The 21786-nt window shown below is 48.0% G+C and carries 20 protein-coding genes; 10 read left to right on the top strand and 10 right to left on the bottom strand.

Annotation, left to right across the window (positions count from 1 at the left end; all coding sequences use genetic code 11):
• Positions 1–20: 20 nt before the first annotated feature.
• Complete coding sequence (locus tag AAV35_RS01685; protein WP_008589325.1) at positions 21–632, bottom strand: trimeric intracellular cation channel family protein; 612 nt, start codon at positions 630–632, stop codon at positions 21–23.
• Between the two features lie 127 nt (positions 633–759).
• On the opposite strand from AAV35_RS01685, the gene AAV35_RS01680 reads away from it, so the two are divergent.
• On the top strand, positions 760–1713 hold the full coding sequence (locus AAV35_RS01680; RefSeq protein WP_008589323.1) for a ring-cleaving dioxygenase: 954 nt from the start codon (positions 760–762) through the stop codon (positions 1711–1713).
• Between the two features lie 259 nt (positions 1714–1972).
• Positions 1973–2821 carry a GAF domain-containing protein gene (locus tag AAV35_RS01675; RefSeq protein ID WP_008589321.1) on the top strand — a complete coding sequence of 283 codons (849 nt, stop codon included), beginning with the start codon at positions 1973–1975 and terminating at the stop codon, positions 2819–2821.
• 49 nt (positions 2822–2870) lie between these two features.
• On the opposite strand, the gene AAV35_RS01670 is transcribed toward AAV35_RS01675, so the two are convergent.
• From AAV35_RS01670 to treP, 5 genes are all read right to left on the bottom strand, one after another.
• A complete protein-coding gene (locus AAV35_RS01670; RefSeq protein WP_008589318.1) occupies positions 2871–4820 on the bottom strand; it encodes an aconitate hydratase in 1950 nt (649 codons plus the stop codon).
• 150 nt (positions 4821–4970) lie between these two features.
• Positions 4971–5486: a DUF6933 domain-containing protein gene (locus tag AAV35_RS01665; RefSeq protein WP_008589316.1), complete on the bottom strand. Its 516-nt coding sequence runs from the start codon at positions 5484–5486 to the stop codon at positions 4971–4973.
• Positions 5487–5555: 69 nt separating this feature from the next.
• Complete coding sequence (gene treR / locus AAV35_RS01660; protein ID WP_008589314.1) at positions 5556–6269, bottom strand: trehalose operon repressor; 714 nt, start codon at positions 6267–6269, stop codon at positions 5556–5558.
• Between the two features lie 23 nt (positions 6270–6292).
• Complete coding sequence (treC, locus tag AAV35_RS01655) at positions 6293–7960, bottom strand: alpha,alpha-phosphotrehalase (protein WP_008589312.1); 1668 nt, start codon at positions 7958–7960, stop codon at positions 6293–6295.
• 76 nt (positions 7961–8036) lie between these two features.
• On the bottom strand, positions 8037–9446 hold the full coding sequence (gene treP, locus AAV35_RS01650; protein WP_008589310.1) for a PTS system trehalose-specific EIIBC component: 1410 nt from the start codon (positions 9444–9446) through the stop codon (positions 8037–8039).
• A gap of 184 nt (positions 9447–9630) precedes the next feature.
• On the opposite strand from treP, the gene AAV35_RS01645 reads away from it, so the two are divergent.
• Entirely contained in the window at positions 9631–10182 is a 552-nt protein-coding gene (locus AAV35_RS01645) for a cysteine hydrolase family protein (RefSeq protein ID WP_008589307.1), read from the top strand.
• Positions 10183–10300: 118 nt separating this feature from the next.
• On the top strand, positions 10301–11260 hold the full coding sequence (gene trhO, locus AAV35_RS01640; RefSeq protein WP_008589305.1) for an oxygen-dependent tRNA uridine(34) hydroxylase TrhO: 960 nt from the start codon (positions 10301–10303) through the stop codon (positions 11258–11260).
• An 83-nt stretch (positions 11261–11343) separates the two neighbouring features.
• Here the strand turns inward: trhO and thiD are convergent, their stop codons facing one another.
• A complete protein-coding gene (thiD, locus tag AAV35_RS01635; RefSeq protein WP_008589304.1) occupies positions 11344–12150 on the bottom strand; it encodes a bifunctional hydroxymethylpyrimidine kinase/phosphomethylpyrimidine kinase in 807 nt (268 codons plus the stop codon).
• A 54-nt stretch (positions 12151–12204) separates the two neighbouring features.
• Between thiD and AAV35_RS01630 the strand changes: the two genes are divergently transcribed.
• Together AAV35_RS01630 and AAV35_RS01625 are read left to right on the top strand one after the other, a co-directional pair.
• Complete coding sequence (locus tag AAV35_RS01630) at positions 12205–13137, top strand: PD-(D/E)XK nuclease family protein (RefSeq protein WP_008589300.1); 933 nt, start codon at positions 12205–12207, stop codon at positions 13135–13137.
• Positions 13138–13203: 66 nt separating this feature from the next.
• The gene (locus tag AAV35_RS01625; RefSeq protein ID WP_008589297.1) at positions 13204–13839 is read left to right on the top strand and encodes an SDR family oxidoreductase; all 636 of its coding nucleotides are present in this window, start codon (positions 13204–13206) and stop codon (positions 13837–13839) included.
• 108 nt (positions 13840–13947) lie between these two features.
• Here AAV35_RS01625 and AAV35_RS01620 read toward each other — a convergent pair whose 3' ends face one another.
• Complete coding sequence (locus AAV35_RS01620) at positions 13948–14811, bottom strand: 5'-3' exonuclease (RefSeq protein WP_008589264.1); 864 nt, start codon at positions 14809–14811, stop codon at positions 13948–13950.
• A gap of 140 nt (positions 14812–14951) precedes the next feature.
• Between AAV35_RS01620 and exaC the strand changes: the two genes are divergently transcribed.
• The 4 genes from exaC to AAV35_RS01595 all read left to right on the top strand — a co-directional run bounded on the left by exaC (position 14952) and on the right by AAV35_RS01595 (position 19280).
• Entirely contained in the window at positions 14952–16472 is a 1521-nt protein-coding gene (exaC, locus tag AAV35_RS01615; RefSeq protein ID WP_008589261.1) for an acetaldehyde dehydrogenase ExaC, read from the top strand.
• Positions 16473–16813: 341 nt separating this feature from the next.
• The gene (locus tag AAV35_RS01605; RefSeq protein ID WP_008589257.1) at positions 16814–17179 is read left to right on the top strand and encodes a DUF779 domain-containing protein; all 366 of its coding nucleotides are present in this window, start codon (positions 16814–16816) and stop codon (positions 17177–17179) included.
• Positions 17180–17347: 168 nt separating this feature from the next.
• Entirely contained in the window at positions 17348–18682 is a 1335-nt protein-coding gene (locus tag AAV35_RS01600; RefSeq protein ID WP_008589255.1) for a sensor histidine kinase, read from the top strand.
• Complete coding sequence (locus tag AAV35_RS01595) at positions 18660–19280, top strand: response regulator (protein ID WP_008589253.1); 621 nt, start codon at positions 18660–18662, stop codon at positions 19278–19280. Before AAV35_RS01600 ends, AAV35_RS01595 begins: the two co-directional genes overlap by 23 nt.
• 66 nt (positions 19281–19346) lie before the next feature.
• Here the strand turns inward: AAV35_RS01595 and AAV35_RS01590 are convergent, their stop codons facing one another.
• Together AAV35_RS01590 and AAV35_RS01585 are read right to left on the bottom strand one after the other, a co-directional pair.
• A complete protein-coding gene (locus AAV35_RS01590; protein ID WP_008589251.1) occupies positions 19347–20744 on the bottom strand; it encodes an amidase in 1398 nt (465 codons plus the stop codon).
• Between the two features lie 95 nt (positions 20745–20839).
• Complete coding sequence (locus AAV35_RS01585) at positions 20840–21586, bottom strand: CAP domain-containing protein (RefSeq protein WP_008589248.1); 747 nt, start codon at positions 21584–21586, stop codon at positions 20840–20842.
• Positions 21587–21786 lie beyond the last annotated feature (200 nt).

The following is a 21786-nucleotide window of genomic DNA, read 5'->3' as shown; positions in this document are numbered from 1 at the left end:
TACCCGGTTCAGGGGTTTTTTTACATCCTGTAAAAATCACGGAAACGCAGATGCCAGCCCATGTGAAAGGAAAGCAGGCGCAGACAGAGGATTACTATAAATAAACCGTACATCTGTATGACACTATCCAGATCCAACCAGCCCATACCTGCAACAAATCCTGCTCCCATCGCCCACACCGCATATATCTCCTGATGTAATACCATGGGACGGCGCTGAGCAAGTACGTCTCTTGTTATTCCTCCTCCTACTCCGGTCAATAAAGAAGCAAACATGACCCCTCCGAGAGGGAAGCCCTGTTCCAATGCGAACATAGCTCCCCCTACAGCAAATGCGGACAGACCTACCGCATCCGTGTATACGTTCCACCTGTCCATAAACATGACCCAGCTCTTCGGAAAAAAGTAAGCGATGGTGATAATCGTTACCGCCACGTAAAAGAATATCCCCTGTTCCCATACGTGAACTACAGGGACATCGAGTGCAATATTTCGTATAATCCCTCCGGCAAACGCTGTTGCGATACCGAGCATATACGTACCAAAAAAGTCGTATCGTTCACTCATGGCTACGATGGCTCCGCTGAAAGCGAAAGCCATGACCGCTATCATATTCATTATATCCCAGGCCATAATCGCGCCCCCAATTCTCATGTCTGTTTGGAAATATATCACACTTTTTATGCAAAAAGGAGGTCCTTTGACATTTTTCCATTTTTCTTATACAATTATCTTGAATTCGAGATAAGGAGGAGATCTCATGGAAATCAAAGGGATCCACCACGTGTCAGCTATAACTAAATATGCCCAGGAAAATCATGATTTTTACACAAATGTTCTCGGCATGCGTCTCGTCAAAAAAACCGTAAATCAGGATGACCCTTCGATGTATCATCTGTTTTATGCCGACGCCGAAGGAAGCGCCGGAACAGATTTCACTTTCTTTGAAATACCGATGCTCGGGAACACGTACGAGGGAACAAATAGCATCTCCACCACCACTCTCCGCGTTCCGGACGATGAAGCCATTGATTTCTGGCAGGAAAGGCTTCATTCCGAAGAGCTGGAAGTCGACCCGGTAACCGAACGGTTCGGTCGTCGTATGTTATTCTTCCGCGATCCGGAGGGCCAGCGTCTCGGTCTGGTTTCGGACGAGAATAACGAAGGTGTAGCCCCGGGTGTAAGATGGGAATCGTCCGACATTCCCGTATCAAAAGCTATCCAGGGCCTCGGCCCCGTCTATTTTACCGTACCTCACCTTGAACCTACCGCTCAGGTACTGACAGAGACGCTCGGCTTCAAGCAGCTGGACAATGAATCGAACATCTACCGTTTCCAGGCAGGAAAAGGAGGTACAGGAGGGGAAATACACGTCATCGCCGATGCTTCCCTTCCAAAAGAACGTCCCGGCCAGGGAAGTGTTCACCATGCCGCTTTCCGTGTGAAAGACAGGGAGGAACTCGAACAGTGGGTAGAGCGGGTTCAGGATGCCGGACTTATCAATTCCGGACTTGTAGACCGTCATTACTTTCAATCCCTCTATTTTCGGGAACCGAACCATATTCTCATTGAACTGGCTACAGACGGTCCCGGCTTCGACGTGGACGAACCTATGGACTCTCTTGGAGAAGCCCTCTCCCTTCCGCCTTTTCTCGAGAACCGTCGCGAAGAAATAGAGGAAAACCTTAAACCTATCCGCCAACACAAAAATTAATCAATCATCCTCGTTTTGCTTTTTATACCGGGTCAGACCGTTTGCTTTCGTTAAGCTGACGGACTCCCGGTTTTTTATTCCTTTCTGCTTATTCCGTACTGTTATGAAACTCTGTTTTACCCCCTCTATTTTTCAAAGGCCGGTGTCAATACTTTAACTTTCATTTCCATTCTCCCTGTCAGACATTTGATTAATACTGTGGAAAAAGACTAAAATAGAGATACTGACAATTTAAAGAAGGAAGGAATCTATACTCATTATGGATGATCTGAAAGCTCCGGAAACGTTTCAGTCACTGAAAAAAGCGTCCGAAAAAATCTTTGAACTCGTTACAGCTCACCTTAACGTCCAGACTGCTTATGTAGCTAAACGTGGCGATACTGCTATGACAGTGCTGAGCTCCATAAACAATAAAGAGGAACTCGTACCTGAAGGTCTGGAGGTCACCTACAGCGGTGCCGTTTGCCGTGTGGTTATTTCCGGTGAAGGTAATACGCTGAATTCTTCGAATCTGGAAAAGGATGAACTCACGAGAGAACTTGAAATAGCAAAAGACCTGAAAATGAAAGGCTTCCTCGGGGTAACGCTCCGCGATCAGAAAGGCGAGGTATTCGGCACTCTCTGCGTTCTCGACCAGGAGGAGAAAAATTTCTCGGAAGAAGACGTTCAGTTTTTGCAGTCTATCGCAAACGTTCTGTCCTACTTGATTGAACTTGATCATACCCAGTTCAATATGTCCCTGCTCAACGTTCCCATCCTTCCTATAACAAAAGGAGTATCGGTTCTGACGCTGCAGGGTATCGTGGATGAACAACGGGCAGACAAACTGACCGCAGAAGTCCTCCGCTACGCTTCTCAGAACGATATCGACTTTTTTGTAATAGAGCTGTCGGGACTTGTCATCATTGATAATGAATTTCCTTATGTCGTAGTGGAAATTCTCCAGGCTCTCAAGGTGATGGGAGTGGAACCGATTCTGACCGGTGTCACGCCGGCTATCGCCATGCAGGAGGCAGGCACGGTGGCTTTACGGAATCTTGGAATTAAAACTGTTTCCAATATAGAGGAAGCCCTTGAGTATATCGGTTTCAGCCTTATCGAATCGTAAAAAAACCGCCGGACTCCCGGCGGTTTTCTTTTTATCCTCTATTTAGACTTTACTGGTTCAGGCGGTCTTTTACCCAGTTGATCAATCCGCCTGTTTCCATAATTTCGATTTGGCGCTCGGATAGAGCGTGCTCTACTTTTATCTTCTTATCCTTACCTTTTATTTCGACTTCCAGTTCGTTACCTTCCCGTATTTTGTCACGTAGACCCGTAAATACGAGAGTATCTCCCTGGCTTATTTCGTCCCAGTCACTTTCATTCACAAAAGTGAGCGGAAGAATACCGAAGTTTGCAAGGTTCTGCCAGTGAATACGTGCAAAGTCCTTAACAATCGCCACTTTCATACCGAGGAAGCGCGGAGCAAGGGCTGCGTGCTCACGGCTGGACCCCTGTCCGTAGTTGGTACCCCCGACTACAGCGTGACCACCGTCCTCACGGGATTCCATAGCTCTGTCATAGTATGTCTCGTCCACTATTTCAAATGTGAATTTACTGATTTCCGGAAGGTTACTGCGGTATGGAAGCACGCGCGCTCCCCCTGCAAGTATCTCATCCGTAGAAATGTCATCACCCATCTTAAGAAGGACAGGAAGCTCCATATCATTCGGAAGCTCATCCATCTTCGGAATGGAAGCGATGTTCGGTCCTTTCACCAGTTCGTACTCTTTCGATTCTTCTTCCGACACCGGGCGTTCCAGCAGACGGGTATCGACGGTCGGCTCTTCCGGCATATCGACTTTCGGATAATCGAACCCTGCATTTCTCGGGTCGGTTATTTTACCGAAAAGTGCAGAAACCGCTGCCGTTTCCGGACTGGAGAGGAAGACACTGTCTTCTTTCGTGCCGGAGCGTCCCGGGAAGTTTCTTGGAGTCGTACGGAGACTGTTGCGTCCTGTCGCAGGGGCCTGACCCATACCGATACAACCGTTACACCCGGCCTGGTGAAGACGTGCACCGGCCTGAAGGAAGTTCGCGATATGACCGTGCTGCGACAAGTCAATAAGCATCTGACGGGACGTCGGGTTCAGGTCGAGTGACAGTCCTTCGGCAATGTGACGCCCCTCCACGATTTTCGAAGCAATGGCGAAATCACGATAGCCCGGGTTTGCGGAAGAACCAATGTAAGACTGATAGATCGGTTCGCCTTCAACTTCACTGACCGGAACTACGTTACCGGGGCTTGTAGGTTTCGCAATCATCGGCTCAAGTTCAGAAAGATTGAGCTCTTCGTGGCGGTCGTATTCCGCACCTTCGTCCGCTTTCAGTTCAATCCATTCGTCTTCGCGGCCTTCTTCTGTCATATAGCGCTTCGTTTCTTCATCGGACGGGAAGACAGTACCGGTGGCACCAAGTTCTGCACCCATGTTGGCGATTACGTGTCTGTCCATAGCTGACAAGTTTTTAAGACCGGGACCGTAATATTCGAATACGTGGTTCACTCCGCCTTTTACCCCATGGCGACGAAGCATTTCGAGAACCGCGTCTTTCGCGCTTACCCAGTCAGGAAGCTCTCCCGTCACTTTGACGCCCCACACTTTCGGCATCTTAACGTGGAACGGTTCACCGGCGATGGCCATGGCTACGTCAATACCGCCGGCGCCGATGGCGAGCATACCCATACATCCGTTTGCACATGTGTGGCTGTCGGATCCGAGAAGCGTTCTGCCGGGACGGGCCAGACGCTGCATGTGTACCGGGTGACTTACTCCGTTACCCGGACGGCTGTAATAAAGTCCATATTTCTTTGCGGCACTTTCCAGAAATAAGTGGTCATCCGGGTTCTTACTGTCTTCCTGGATCAGGTTGTGGTCCACGTACTGGGCGGAAGCTTCCGTTTTAGCCCGGTCGATATCCATCGCTTCGAGCTCCAGCATAACCATCGTTCCTGTGGCATCCTGTGTAAGTGTCTGGTCGATTTTGAGGGCGACCTCGGCCCCCGGTGTCATTTCCCCTTCAACTAAATGATCTTTGATTAATTTTTGTGTGACGTTATAACTCACGCAAAAACCCTCCTTATCACAATTAAGTCTTCTATGTTTACCGTTCCTCCTATACCTTTACCCGAATTATGGCAAATTTATTCATTCAGTTATGAAAAAGCGACTAATGCCTTTGTTGTCAGGGCAGTGAGGAAACAGAAAAACAATCATTTACTGGCCATGATTGTTTTCATAGTAATCGTTCAATTCCTTGATCGGGGTGATGTTTGCAAGAGTCGAAAACACCATGTTTTCATTCATCCAGCGATTTACTTCGACGGCGTCTATTTCCTCGAATTCTCTTTCTTCCGTAAAGCCTTCGAGCAACTTCAGCGACTCTTTCATTCTGCCGAGCGTGCGTCGATTGTCTGTTTTCGTAAGTATAATCTTTTTGGAGTTATCAAGCAGATCTCTTTTGTATTCTTCGTTGATGTCGAGCATCTGAAGAAGCTGTTTTAATGAGCCGCGCAGCACATTATCGATGTTTTCATACTGTTCGGCCTCAAGCCCGAACAGTACAAGTGTAAGTGCCGTGCGGTCATTCATGAGGAGAAGGCCTTCTTTATCCCTCACAGAGAACCGGTTCATCTGCCAGCGATAAATCTCGGGCAGATCTCTTTTATCAAATTCTTCTCTTTCCATAGGCAGTGATTCCGCCATCTTTTCCGTGACGCCGATAGTAAACATGTGTCTCACCTCTTCCCTTCCAGTGTAGCATGCAAAAATGAATCCTGCAGTCCGGAAAAACCGCAGAATTCATTTGACCCGCCTCGCAAAATCGACGAACTGGAACTTATCCGGCCTGTGTCTTGATTCCGTATACTGAAATAAAGTGGCATCGGAGAGATAGACGTAACTTCTGATCACCACTACCTGGGCGTGCTCCAACAGGTCCAGGTACCTTTCATCTTCAGCGGTCGCATCCTCCACTACAATCTGTTTTTTTGCGAAACTGATTTCAAGACCCAGCTCCTCTTCAATGAATTCATAGATCGACTCTTCGGCAATCTGTTTCGTAAGACCCTTCACATAGTCCTGCCTTACGTAATCCTTGTCGAGAATAATGCGCTCGCCGTTGATCTCCCTGCTGCGGATAATATTCCACACGCGCACGTCCCTGTCACAGCCGAGGGCCTGCTGCAGTTCTTCTTCCGGCTCTGAAAGGAAGAGCTGCTCTACGTTCGTGACGATGTCGCCGCCGAACTGTTCGGAGAGCTCCTTGAAGCTAGTGAGGCCGGAGACCGGGAATTCGAACTTGCTGTGATCAAGCACGACCGAACCTTTCCCCCGGACTTTGTGGATATAACCATTCTGCACAAGCAGGTTCAACGCTTTTCTTATCGTTTCTCTCGATGTCGCATACGCTTCCTTCAGCTCATGCTCCGAAGGAAGAATTTCCCCGGCGTGATATTCCCCGCGCTGAATCTGACGAACAAGTTCATTATAGATAGTAAGAAATTTATTCTGCATTTTTTTCACCATTCATCAGTATATCAGTATTTTTTAATAAGATAAACGACGGACTCATAAGGTCTCAGATCGATACTTGTACTCATGGAAGGAGGTGTGTCATAGTTCGAGATCAGCACGACCCCTTCTCCCTGCACCCGTTCCGGCAACGCGGCCTTCGTTTCTGTGCCGTAAAAGTTACTGACGGTAACGAGACGTTCGTTCTCCGTTTCGCGTTTATAAGCGAAAAGAGAAGGGTCCTCTTCAAGCAGAAGTTCATAGTCCCCATGAGTGATAATGTCGTACTCTTTCCGCAGACGGATCAGCTTCTGATAATATTGGAAAACCGAATCTTCCTGCTGAAGTTCCTTTTCAGCGTTGATGTATTTATAATTATCCGGGACACCGATCCAGGGCGTGCCTGTCGTAAAACCGGCGTTCTTCCCGCTGTCCCACTGCATCGGTGTACGACTGTTATCCCGTGATTTCTGTTTAAGAATGCCGATGATCTCCTCTTCCGATTTCCCCTGTTCCTTCATCATCTCATAACTGTTGAGGGATTCCACGTCCCGATACTCTTCGATCGATTCGAAGCCCGGATTCGGCATTCCTATCTCTTCTCCCTGATAGATGTAAGGGGTGCCTTTCATCATATGCATAGTAGCAGCCAGCATCTTCGCAGAAGTGACCCGGTACTCCCCGTCATCCCCGAAGCGGGAGACGACGCGCGGCTGATCGTGGTTGCACCAGAAGAGCGCGTTCCACCCTCCCCCTTCATGCATTCCTGTCTGCCACTCGCTCAATATACGTTTCAACTCCTGAAGGTCGAAAGGCGCCTTCGTCCACTTCTCACCGTTCGGATAGTCGACTTTCAAATGATGGAAATTGAACGTCATGCTCAGTTCCTGACGCTCCGGACGGGTGTACTTGATGCAGTGGGCGATGGTGGTCGAGGACATCTCCCCTACGGTCATCAGATCGTGCGGTGCAAATACTTCTCGGTTCATTTCATGCATGAATTCATGCACCCGGGGCCCGTCCGTGTAGAACTTCCGCCCGTCTCCCGTATCGTCGTCCGGAAAACGCTGGTCTTTTGATACGAGATTGATTACATCAAGACGGAACCCGTCGATGCCTTTCTCCGCCCAGTGTCTCATCATATCGTACACGTCCCGGCGTACGTCTTCATTTTCCCAGTTCAGATCCGCCTGCGTTACGTCGAAAAGATGGAGATAATACTGACCTGTATCCTCATCGTATTTCCACGCATTACCCCCGAATTTCGACTGCCAGTTCGTCGGTTCCTCTCCGTTCACCGGATCCTTCCATATATAGTAATCGCGATAAGGGTTATCCTTCGATGTCAGAGACTCCCGGAACCACCTGTGTTCGGTTGACGTATGGTTAACAACTATATCCATGATCACTTTGATACCACGCCGGTGCGCTTCTTCCAGCAGACGTTCGAAGTCTTCCATCGTTCCGTATTCTTCGTGGATGTCAAAATAATCACTTATATCGTACCCGTTGTCATTCTGCGGAGACTTATAGACAGGTGTGAGCCAGATCACATCCGCCCCGAGTTCCCTGATATAGTCGAGTTTTTCAATGATTCCCTGAATATCACCCGTACCATTGCCGGTAGTATCATTGAAACTCTTTGGATAAATCTGATAAACAACCGCTTTCTGCCACCATGGTGCCGTTTCCATACAAATACCTCCTTTTTTTGTTTACGATAAACCGGAAGCCGTGAAGGTATCAGGACCCACACGGCTGGCTGAGTTATTAAACGTCGCGTTTACGTTTGGCGTAAAGATATGTCGCCGTAAGAGGAAGAACGATGACAATCGCCATGCCGATCAGAAAGTCGCCCCAGTACTCGTTCATGATCGAGAAAATACCGGGCACCCCGCCGACACCGATCGATGTGGCCAGCACGCCTCTTGAAGCTATATAAAGTCCGGCTATTCCAGAAGAGATAAGGGAAATGACGAACGGATACTTAAAGCGCAGGTTGACCCCGAACAGTGCCGGTTCTGTAATACCGAGCCATGCGGAAAGTCCGGAAGAACCGCTCAACCCTTTAAGTTTCTCGTCTTTCGTAGCAAGGAAAATCGCGAAAGCCGCCGACCCCTGAGCGATGTTCGACAGAGCAAGCATCGGCCAAAGGAACGTACTCCCGGTACTGCCGACGAGCTGAATATCGACGGCCAGGAACGTATGGTGCATACCCGTAATAACGAGTGCTCCGTAAAGCCCGCCGTACAAAAGACCACCGGCCCAGGCTGCCATATCAAAGAGTGCGATAAAACCGTCGCTGATTCCATTACCGATAGCGAAAGTGACCGGTCCGATAAAGATGAACGTAAGAAATCCTGTTACGAGAAGAGCGACCGGGGCCACGATAAGCAGCTGGATACTTTCCGGAATTCTTTTGCGCAGGAACAGTTCTATTTTCGTAAGAACCCATGCAGCTACAAGTACCGGAAGTACCTGACCCTGATAACCGATCTTATCGACTTCGAATCCGAACAGGTTCCAGACGGGAACCGTCCCTTCTTTGACAGCCTCCCCGTAACCGTAAGCACTCAACAGTTCCGGGTTAACAAGAACGAGACCAATCAGTATACCAAGAAGAGGTGTACCTCCGAATTTCTTGGCAGCTGACCACCCTATGAGCGCCGGCAGGAAGACGAATGCCGTATTCGCGATGACTATAATCATGTTCGCGAAACCGGACCACTGCGGATAAACATCAATAATCGACTGCTCCTCGAAGAAAATCCCCGGTCCAGTGAGCAGGTTATTCAGACCAAGCAGGAGCCCTGCCGTGATGATAGCCGGCAGAATCGGAATGAATATATCCGCAAGTGTCTTCACACCGCGTTGAAGGGGGTTCATCTTGCCTTCTGTCTGTTCTTTAACTTCTTCCTTCGAGGCTTCCCCGATTCCGGCAAGTTCTATAAATTCGTTGTAAACTTTGTCCACTGTACCCTGACCGATAACGACCTGAAACTGATTGTTGGCAGAGAACGATCCTTTTACAACATCTAGCTCATCCAGCCTTTTCTGATCTACAATCCCCTCATCTCCCAGTGCAAGCCGTAAGCGTGTTACGCAGTGAGTAGCCGCCTCCACGTTTTCTTTACCGCCCAGAGCTTCGAGGATCTGTTCTGCTTCTTTACGATAGTCCACGTCATTCCCTCCTTAAAATATTTTGACTGATATACTACAACCGCTTTCATTTTCTGGCGTCCTGTATATACAAATTGTGTTAATTATTATAATTTGTATATACAGGAATGACAACCCTTACATTTCAAAAAACAGAAATTTCTGCTACTATGTGTATATACACATGTAAAGGTGGATGGTTGAAATGTTGAAAAAAGCTTTACTGGTCATCGATTATACCAACGATTTCGTTCACGAAAACGGGGCACTCACCTGCGGGGAACCGGGACAGGAGATAGACGGAAACATAGCCGGCCATATTCACGAATTTGCGCACAACCGGGAAGATATATTCTTCCTGACGGATGCTCATCACGAAAAAGACACCCGTCACCCGGAGACCGATCTTTTCCCGCCCCACAATATCATCGGTACCTCGGGACGCGACTTATACGGAGAAGTGGAGAAAGCGTCGGGACAATACAAGAACGAACCGTTCGTGCACTACCTGGATAAAACGAGGTACAGCGCTTTCGCCGGTACCCCGCTCGATCTTCTTCTGAAAGAAAGAGGAATACGGGAACTTCACATAACCGGTGTCTGTACGGATATCTGTATCCTTCATACTGCTGTGGATGCTTACAATTTAAGTTACCCGACGGTCATCAATCGAAACGCAGTGGCTTCATTTAATCAGCAGGGACATGAGTGGGCGCTCGGGCACTTCGCCTCCTGTCTCGGTGCTACCGTCTACTGAGAAGCGTTTACAAGTTTTTCTGTTTGAATTTAAGGTGGAAATCGCATATTATAAATGATGGATAATAACGACTTAATGATTTTTATCAGTCAGAGAATAGAAAACAGGAGGAATCACCATGAGCTCAGATTACCGGGTTCTTCTCTATTACAAATACGTTGATTTACCAGACTACGAAGAATACTGTGCCAATCACTTACATTTCTGTAAAGATCTTGGTCTCCGGGGTCGTATTATTGTAGCTCCGGAAGGTATTAACGGAACAGTATCGGGGACGGTCGAACAGGTAGAGGAATACATGGAATATGTGCGTTCAGATGAACGGTTCGCTGACATCCATTTTAAAATCGATGAACATGAAGGTCACGCTTTCAAGAAAATGCACTGCCGTGTGAAGCCGGAACTCGTCAACTGGAATATCGAGGAAGACGACATCGACCCGAAAACGTTCGGAGGGCAGCATCTGAAACCGAAAGAGTTCCGTGAAATGCTTGAAGACGAAGATACCATCGTCATTGACGGACGTAATGAATACGAATATCGTATCGGCCATTTCCGTAATGCGATACGTCCCGACGTGAACTTCTCCCGGGAGTTTCCGGAGTGGATAGCGGAGAAAGCCGAAGAATGGAAGGACAAAAAGGTGCTGACTTATTGCACTGGCGGTATCCGTTGTGAAAAACTCACCGGCATACTGAAGAAAAACGGAGTAGAAGATGTTTATCAGCTCGAAGGCGGAATTACTACGTACGGAAAAGACCCGGAAGTCCAGGGTGAGCTGTTCGATGGCAAAATGTACGTATTTGATGAACGGGTTACCGTTCCGGTGAACCAGAAAGAAGAAGTGATCGTAGCTGAATGCGAGCACTGCGGCAAGAAAGAAGACCGTATGATCAACTGTTCTAACCCGGGCTGCAACCGTCAGTACGTCTGCTGCGAAGATTGTGAACAGACATACCATGCCGCCTGCACGATTGAATGCAAAGAACATCCGGAAAACCGCTGGAGCCCCGAGCTCGGAACGCAGATTGATAAATATACGCGTATGCAACAGGAGAAAATGAGACAGAAAGCTTAAAGCTTCTCAGTCTTCCAATAATCAGCAAAACCCCTGCAGATGTGCCTGACCGGCTTTCTGCAGGGGTTTTTATTTAGGTATTTTCATCTTTTCCTTCCAAAAATACGCTCGGCTGCGTGATAGGTGGAGCCGATTCCTTCACCGAAAGATAACGCATGACGAATAGCTTCCGTAACGAAATATTTCGCTTCCTCCACGGCTCTATCCATCGGCAGTCCTTTGGCAAGGCCAGCTGCAATGGAAGCCGAATACGTGCATCCGGCCCCGCTTGTATGAATCGTATCAATCCGCTCGGAACGGTATTCCTTCACTTCCGTTCCATCGAACAGGAGGTCGACGGCCGGATAATCGGACAACCCTCCGCCTTTCAAAAGGACGTAGTCCGCCCCGAAACTGTGCAGCTGCTTCACGTCCCTCTCCATCTCTTCAATCGTTTCGGAAGCCCTTCTGCCGAGAAGCTTTCCTGCTTCCTGTAAATTCGGAGTGATCACTGCAGCAAGCGGAATCAGTTCTTCTTTCAAACTTTCCACCGCCTCCTCCTTCAGGAGCTGGGTTCCCATCTTACCGATCATGACCGGATCCAGAACGTACGGAACCTGTTTATACCTTTTCAGGAGTTCTGCCGTCGCTTCAATAATCTCTTTTGTAAACAGCATACCCGTCTTCAGGGCGTCGGCTCCCACATGCTCCATCGACGCGTGAACCTGAGCCTGCACAGATTCGACCGGCTGGGTGAACACCCCTGTATCCGTCACCGAATTGTTGGCAACGAGAGCCGTGACCGCACTCATTCCATATACGTTGTGTTCTTCAAACGTTTTCAGGTCCGCCTGAATACCTGCACTCCCCTGACTGGCCGAGCCGGCAATGCTTAACACCCTTGGTATCATTATCGTTCCACCTTTCTTCTGTTTTCTACTATAATGTAAATCAGGAGGTTGCCTATGGCTAAATATCCCGAGTTATCCTGGTCCATTGCCAGACACAATACACTTATGACCTGCGCACGTAAATACGTTTATCATTACTACACTTCCCATAATGGATGGATCAGTAATATAGACAGTTTACAGCATCAGGCATACAGGCTCAAAAAAATAACGAACCTGGAAATGTATTTCGGAAGTATCGTTCACGAAACAGTTGAAAAAGCCGTTGCCCATTACCGCACCACCGGTGAACTGCCGGGGGAGGATAAGATGAAAAACTACATCCGTCAGAAACTCAACCTCGCCTACCGGGATTCCTATCACCGGGAGTATAGCTGGTGGCGGCGGCCGAAAGGCTACATCATGCTCCATGAGGTATATTACGGAAACACGATTCCGGAAGAAAAAATAGATAAAATCAAGTACCGCCTCGACACCGTTCTTAAAAATTTTCTTTCCAGCCCCACTTTTCGCGATATGCTCGATACGGAAAACACGGACTTTGTGGAATCCGAGAAGTTTCGCTACTTACTGATCGACGGGGTGAAAGTCTGGGTCGTTATGGACCTTCTTTACTACCATCATCAGTCAGGCAAGTGGGTTATCGTCGACTGGAAGACGGGGAAACAGACAGAAGAGGACCGTAACCAGCTGGCCCTTTATGCCATGTATGTGAAGCATACTTTTCCTGTAGAGTCCCTTGATGAGATTACGATCCGGAACGAATATCTTCTTGACGGGAGCACCGAAGAACATAAGCTTACCGAAGAAGAAATCGTCCGCGTGCAGGATATGTTCAATCTCAGCCTCCGGGAAATGGAAGAATATATGGAAGACAGGGGAAAAAACATACCGAAACCCATCACCTCTTTCCCTATGCAGCAAAACAGGAGTATTTGCGCCTCCTGCAACTTTCAGGAACTATGTTTTCCGGAGGGTTATGTTTAAAACGGCAGCGAACAGGATATGTATTATAAAGTAGACAAACAAATCGAAGGGAGCTTTGATCAATTTATGAAAGTACTAGTAGCTGGTGCAAACGGAAAAACAGGACGTTTGCTCATACAATATCTAAAAGAAGATGGACACGAACCGTACGGCATGGTTCGTAAAGAAGAACAGAAAGGTACAATCGAATCACTCGGCGGTATCCCGGTTCTTGCTGACGTAACGAAAGATGTCGGTCACGGTGTAAAAGGCATGGACGCTGTCATATTTGCAGCAGGCTCCGGCTCAAGCACAGGACCTGAAGAGACGGTAAGAGTCGACCAGGAAGGCGCCATCAATCTGATTAAGCATACGGAAGAATTCGGCATGACCAAATTCGTTATGCTGAGCTCTATTGCCGCAGGAGACCCGAGCCGTGTAGGTGAAGATATGCGCCATTACATGGAAGCGAAAGGTAAAGCGGATGAGTATCTGCAAAGTACGGAACTGGATTACACAATCGTACGTCCAGGCGGTCTGACAGACGGCGATTCCACTTCCAAGATTACAGTGGGCGACACAGTTGATTTTGGTGAAATCCCTCGTGCGGACGTAGCTAAAACTATCATCGCGGCGCTTCAGGAACCGAACGCTTTCCACAAGGCTTTCGAAGTGATCAGCGGCGATACTCAAATCGAAGAAGCTCTTAAAACATTGAGATAAAATCGAGAATGTAAAAGTATCTATTACGAGAAAAGTCTCCCGCCTGCAGATATCTGCAGGCGGGAGACTTTTTAATGTATAACACTTATTTTCTTCCGTATATCACCGTCATATCAGGTTTTTTCTCCAGTTTTTAAATTCGAGTTCATTGAATTTCCATGCCATTTTCTCTTCATCCACCTGAAGGAGAGCTTCCTCCAGTGGAAAATCAATTTCGACGTTGCAGCGGATTGCGGCTAAATCCCTCGAAAGATGCAGCATATCGAGGTCCGTCTCGATTTTACTTCGCTGTGCTTTTGTAAGAGCGCTTATGTTTTCAAGTATCCCTTCAATCGTACCGTACTGATGCAACAGCTTCAGAGCGGTCTTCTCCCCTATCCCTTTCACTCCGGCGTAGTTGTCGCTGCTGTCTCCCATGAAAGCCTTCAGATCAATGAGCTGTTTCGGGGTGATCCCTTTTTCCTCTTTCAGCCTTTCTTCCGTATACTCGGCATAGTTACCGTACCCTTTTTTCAGTAATACTACAGAAACATTCGGTTCAAGCAGCTGCAGCATATCCTGATCACCAGTCAGAATCAGCACTTCGGCTTCTTCCCGGTAATGATGACTTAATGTCCCTATACAGTCGTCCGCTTCATACCCTGCCAAGCCGACGTTCGGTATATGTAGAGCTTCCATCACTTCTTTTGCCAGATCGAACTGTGGAACCATCTCTTCCGGAGGTGCGCTCCTGTTTGCTTTGTAGCTCTCGAGCATATCGTTTCTGAATGTTTTGCTGCCCATATCCCAGCAGGCGACGACGTGAGTCGGTTCATATTCCCTCACCGCCGAAAACAGATGCTTCACCATTCCGTACACGGCGTTTGTCGGTACACCTTTCGAATTGATCATATAATAATTACTCACAGCTGTAGCATAGAAGGCCCGGAACAGCAGCGCCATCCCGTCCACGAGCATCACTCTTTTAGACATCTTCCCACTCCTTTCCTATCTCCGGTCATTATACCAGAAACAGGGTCCGCTATATATCCGTCAGATAATTGACAATATTCCACCTTCGTGCTAAATTTTATCTGTAAGCGTTTTCAATAAAGCACAGGAGGATTGATTAAATGGTATATCAAAACCCAAACACAGAAGGGTCCCCGGTTCAATTCAAAGAACAGTATGAGAACTACATCGGAGGGGAATGGACGCCGCCCGAAAAAGGGCAATACTTCGACAACGTAACTCCGGTAACCGGCAAAAACTTCACCAGAATCCCCCGCTCTACAGAAGAAGATATAAATAAAGCCATTGAAGCAGGACATAAAGCTCAAAAAGCCTGGGGCTCCACTTCCGTTGCGGAAAGAGCCAATATATTAAATAAAATTGCCGATCGCATGGAGGAGAACCTTGAACTTCTCGCTGTCGCAGAAACCTGGGACAACGGAAAAGCGGTCCGCGAAACCCTCAACGCAGATATACCACTTGCCATCGACCACTTCCGCTATTTTGCAGGCGCAATTCGTGCTCAGGAAGGCTCCATCGGCCAGATTGATGAAGACACGGTAGCCTATCATTTCAATGAGCCTCTGGGTGTCGTCGGTCAGATCATTCCATGGAACTTCCCTATCCTCATGGCGACCTGGAAACTGGCTCCTGCCCTCGCCACCGGCAACTGCGTAGTACTGAAGCCGGCGGAACAGACTCCTGCCTCCATCCTTTTTCTGATGGAAATGATTGAAGATCTGCTTCCTGCCGGAGTATTGAATATCGTTAACGGGTTCGGTCTCGAGACCGGGAAACCTCTTGCCCAGCATCCTGATATTCAGAAGATTGCTTTCACCGGCGAAACGACGACCGGCCGGATGATTATGCAGTACGCTTCCCAGAATATCATTCCGGTAACACTGGAACTTGGTGGAAAGTCCCCGAACGTATTCTTCCCGGATATTATGCAGGAAGACGATGATTTTCTCGACAAAGCGGTGGAAGGTCTCGTCATGTTCGCGCTGAACCAGGGTGAAGTATGTACATGTCCGTCACGTGCCCTTGTGCATGAATCCATTTACGATGAATTTATGGAGAGAGCCATTAAACGGGTGAAAGAAATCAAGACAGGGAATCCGCTTGATCCGAACACAGCTATGGGAGCGCAAGCTTCTTCCGAACAACTGGAAAAAATACTTTCGTATCTTGAAATAGGTAAAGATGAAGGTGCCGAACTGCTCGTCGGAGGAGAACAGAATAAAATGGACGGGGAATTTTCCGACGGCTACTACGTGAAACCGACGATATTCAAAGGGACAAACGATATGCGTATATTCCAGGAGGAGATTTTCGGCCCTGTCCTGTCCGTCACTACGTTCAAGGATGAAGATGAAGCCATGGAAATTGCCAATGATACCCTGTACGGTCTCGGCGCCGGTATCTGGACCCGCAACGTGAATACGGCCTACCGCTTCGGACGCGGCATCCAGGCGGGACGCGTATGGACGAACTGCTACCACGCCTACCCTGCTCACGCTGCCTTTGGCGGTTACAAGATGTCCGGTATCGGCCGCGAGAACCACAAAATGATGCTCGGCCACTATCAGCAGACGAAAAACATGCTCGTCAGCTACAGCCCGCAAAAACTTGGATTCTTTTAAGAACAAAAGCGGAAACTTCCGGTTAGAAGCACTGTCGTAAGCAAGAGGCTTACTTTTCGGGTGCCCTCCCCCGAAAATAAGGGTACTGCTTGCGGCATGAGCTTCTGGAAGTTGCAGCTGGATGAACAAAAGCGGAACCGCCCGTTTAGAAGTTCCGGGCTAAGTCGGAGGTTCGCTTTTCAGGTGCATTATCCTGAAAAAGAAGCTATGGCTTGGACCGTGGACTTCTGGGTGGTGCAGCTGGACGACCAAAAGCGGAAACTTCCGGTTAGAAGCGCTGTCGTAAGCAGGAAACCCCGCCATCTGGACAAGAATTACCTACACCAGAAAGGATGAGCCTTATGGCTGAACGAGTTACGGCAACAGAAGACGCTCTTGCACTTATCGACACCCTGAAGGAAAAACATGGAGCCCTGATGTTCCACCAGTCCGGCGGCTGCTGCGACGGCAGTTCACCGATGTGTTACCCGGAAGGTGATCTTATGGTCGGGGCTCAGGATATAAAACTCGGTGAAATCGCCGGAGTCCCCTTTTATATTCACAAGAAACAATTTGAGTACTGGAAGCACACCCAGCTGATCATTGATGTCGTGGATGGACGCGGAGGTATGTTTTCTCTTGAAGGTGTAGAAGGGAAACGGTTCCTGACTCGCTCGCGTGCTTTCACGAAGGAAGAGAATGATGAACTGAACAAACGGAAAGTATAACTGCCTGTTTTTCAAAAGCAGCCGGAGCAGCGCTCCCGGCTGCTTTTTATGGTTTTTGAACCGGCACTTCATTCTTCATATGGCACCTCCCGATCATCACGGTTATAATAAAGAGAAAAGATTCATGCAGGAAACCGGCTATATACATCATAAGGGGGGAAGGGATCTGTGAGAAAACGCTTCTGGATACCGATACTGCTGATCATTTTCGGAGTCTTCTTTCCACTTCTATTCGACATTGAACATGTCGGGCTGCATCATATGATTGAAAAACTCAAAAACAACCCCGACGGCAGTACTTTAATGCTTACCGCACTTATTCTCGTTTTTCTGAATACATTGAGAGCTCTTCCCCACTATCTCGGGGCTCTGCTCCTCGGGGATGCTCTTGGAAGAAAATATAACCGTCCCATACTGAAAATCGCCGTTCCGGTCGTGATTATTCCTGCAGTATATCTGCTTATCAACTCTTATTATTCCATGAACTATCATTTCGGGGGACCTGCCATTCTTCTGTTACTATCCATTTTATTTCTTCAGCTGTTCGGCAGACAAAATATGCGTCCGCTGTTTATGTCTTTCGTTTTCTCCCAGCTTCTGTTCGGTTACCAGTGGCTGGATATCGTCCCTGCTCTCACTTCTTTCGGGTTCGGCGGCGGAGAAGTTTCCGTACTGGTTAAAAGTACATCGTCCGCTATCGGTTTTGAAAACACTCTATCTATCTACAGCCTTTTATTTTCAGCTGTCTTCATCGTCCATGCCCTCGTGTTTGCCGTCTATTTAACAGTGGTCGAACAGAAGTGGAAAATGCGCAAAGATCTGGAGTCGGCGCGGCTCGAAATGGTGGAAGCAAGAAGCGGCCGGGAAGCCCTTCATCTCGTCCACGACCTGAAAACACCACTCTCTCTGATGGAGGGGCTGAATTCTCTTATCCAGATGAAAACGGACGATCCGGATATCCAGACATATACCGGAAAAATATCCGATTCTATAGAGGCTACGAGCGACATGGTCTCTGAAATACTATATGATGAAAAGAAGAACTGGTGCTCCCTGCACACGCTGATCGAATACGTGAGGCAAAACAAATTGTCCGAATCCTCTACCATTTACCAGTTCGAACTCCAGGCTCCGAGTGATATAGAGATCTACATTAACAAAATCCGGATGACAAGGGCAATCGTCAACCTGATTGATAACGCCGGAGACGCTGTCGAAGGTCAGAAAAACGCCCAGGTCGTCATCCGTTCGGAAGTCCATGCGGGCATATGGATCGGTATCGAAGACAACGGGCCCGGCATCAAAAATCGGGACATCCAAAAAATCTGGAATGCCGGATTCAGTACGAAAGAGCACCCGGGGCTCGGTTTATCATTCGTCAAAAACGTAATTGAAGAACACGGGGCCTCCCTCGATATCGAAAGCGAACCGGGGGTCGGCACAACATTCTGGATACATTTTCCGAAGGAGAGGACACGCTATGAACATACTGATCATCGATAATGACGAATCCTTGCGTTATATGCTGACGGAATTCTGTAACCATGCGGGATGGCAATCAAATACGGCCGTGAACGGTCGCGAGGGAGTCGATTTATTTCAGCGGGAGAAATTCGACATTATTCTGGTCGACTATCATATGCCGGAGATGGACGGGCTGCAGACGGTCAAAGAAATAAGAAAACAGAATCAGCAGGTACCCATCCTCGTCCTTACGGTGGATGAGCGCCAGGAAATTGCGGATCGCTTTCTCGAAGAAGGCGCGACGGATTTCGCCTTAAAACCGGTCAAAGCCCCGGATTTGATTTCCCGTATCCAGCTGCACGTAAAGCTTGCAAATATGCGTTCCGTGCACGAAGAAAGTGAGGAAATCTACTCCGCCAAAGGGATCAGCAAAAATACTTTAAGTATTATTGCGGAGCACCTGAAAAAAGAAGAAGAACCTGCGTCCGTCGATGTCGTTTCCAAAGAAATCGGTCTTGCCTACCCTACCGTCTATCGATACCTGATGCACCTGCTTGAGGAAGGGCAGGTAAAACAGGTGATCAGCCACCAGAAGATAGGAAGGCCGAAGAAACTGTATAAATGGTATACAAAATAGCCGGAGGACACCCCCCGGCTATTATTTGTTTCCCGAGAAATCGACTGGCGGGAACACTTTTTTGTTCTACCCTCTGATTTCTTTATATTTTTCTTTCCAGGGAAAAGCTTCTTCAAGTTGACGCGCAAGCTGGAACAGAACTTTGTCGCGTCCGTATCGGGCCTGGAAATGAGAACCGATCGGCAGGTTTTCTTTCGTCCAGTACGTCGGTACACTCATGGCCGGCTGTCCCGTCATATTTGCTATGGGAGTCAAGTAGGCGTATATTTCCGAAACGGATAATATTTCATCAATTGTTTTCTCTTCTCCGTTATAACGACCGAGGGGCAGGGCTTTTTTATGATTCACCGGATTAATCAGCACGTCATATTCTTCAAAGAAACGATCGAGCTTCTGCGTCTCGAGAAAAACTTTCTCCCTGGCTTTCTCATATTCAAGAGCACTGTAGCCGGCAGCTTTTTCCTTCAGCGTAGATAACATTTTTTCGATAAAAGGGTCAGCCGGGGCCTTATTGTTCGCACTGGCTGCTTTATCTACACTGAGCGCTCCTCCGACGACCCACAGGTAAATATAAGCTTCCATCATACCGTCGTGGTCAAAATCCGGATATACTTCTTCCACTTCATGACCGAGAGAAGCGCACTTTTCTGCCGCATCCCGCACCACTTCCTGTACTTCTTCGTCGATCTCGATATTGCCGTGTACGTTCGGGGCATAAGCTATTTTCAGTTTCCCCGGAGACTCACCGATGGTGTCAAAAAAAGGAAGATCTTTCTCCGGGAAACCGTAACCCGTCCCCGGGACCGGCCCTTCAATGACATCAAGCAGGGCGGCACTGTCCCGTACGGAAGTCGTCAGCGCATGCTGAACAGAAAGGCTGTTAAGATACATCGTAAGCGGAGAGCGGCCCCGTGTCGGTTTAAAACCGAACGTGCCGGTATTTGATGCAGGTATACGAAGGGATCCTCCTCCGTCACTCCCGTGAGCGAAAGGTACCATTCCTGCAGCTACAGCTACCGCAGCACCTCCGCTTGATCCGCCCGGAGATCTCGTCCGATCCCACGGATTGATCGTCTCCCCGAGAAACTGTGATTCCGTAGCAGGAGTGAATCCGAACTCGGGAGTGTTCGTTTTCCCGGTAATGTTGAGGCCCGCTTTTTTGTAGCGCCTGACGATCTCTTCATCCCCGGGTGCCGTGAATCCTTCCATCACTTTGGAACCGTAAGTCAACGGTGCTCCTTTGACCGCATTCAAATCTTTGATGAGGAACGGCAGCCCTGCGAAGAAACCGTCCTTCCGGTAATCGGCATTCTTCACTTCATGAACGATCGCATTCAGCTCCGGATTTCTCTCCTCCTGAATCATGCGATAATGAAGCAGCACCTCTTCTTGCGATACCGCTCCCTCTTTCACCATACGGGCCTGGGCTATTCCATCTATTTCACTCAGCTCTTTTATGTACATCTGTCCATTCTCCTCTCTTAAATAAAAAAAGAACCCGTCTCCTGTTTTCCTCACCGGGAAAGCAGGAGACGGGTATTGCCTTTACATCACCTGGATTATTCTCCGGATGTATAGAAAAATTGCGTCCAGTACGTGACATAATAACCGTCGCTATCGACGTAACCGACACCGATTTCATCATAATTTTCATTTAAAATGTTGGCGCGGTGACCTTCACTGTTCATCCACGCTTCCACTACTTCTTCCGGAGAAATCTGTCCGGCAGCAATGTTTTCCCCGGCATACTGATAATTGAGTCCGAACATATTCATCATATTGAACGGAGACCCATACGTCGGTGACTGGTGGGCGAAATAGGAATTCTCATGCATATCAAATGATTTCTGTTTCGCTACACGACTGAGCTCTTCGTTCAGTTCCAGAGGAGGAAGACCGTACGCTGCTCTTTTTTCGTTGGTAAGTTCCACCACTTCCCGTTCAAAAGCGGATACTTCATACACAGCCCTGAAATTACGGGCTGTCTCCGTTTTTGTCTCGGAGCGGAGTTCGGGAGAAAGGTATAATTCATAGGTTTCTCCGTCCTTATAGAATTCTTCGGGTTCCAGCCTGATTGAAGCTTCCCCGATTGTTCTTTCCAGAGGGACGAATGTACCGTCTTCTCTCTTGATACCCACGTAGTTATTGCTTGAAAGAATATCTTCATCCACATTTTCCGTAAACTCGATCGTCCAGGCTTTGTCTATCGGTACTTCTTTCCCCGGTAACGTTTCCGTTTCTCCCTTAATAGGGTTGACTACTCCAAGCAGCACCATTATTAACCCGCTTATCCAGTATTTGTGCATCCTGAACGACCTCCTGTGTAATGTTAAAAACAGTTCATTTTCCCCAGATCTTATACTGTTCACAATAAAAGTATTCTTCTTTAAGAATCCCATATAAGGGAACTTTAGACAAGGGTCAAAACTCCTACTTAATCACTAAGTTTTACAATTTATAATTACTGATTGCCTGCAGAACTGGTTCCTTTTCTTTATATACATTA

The organism is Salimicrobium jeotgali, from assembly GCF_001685435.2.
Classification (GTDB): Bacteria; Bacillota; Bacilli; order Bacillales; family Halobacillaceae; genus Salimicrobium; species Salimicrobium album.
Note: the sequence above shows the minus strand (reverse complement) of the source record. Positions and strands in the feature narration are given on the sequence as shown.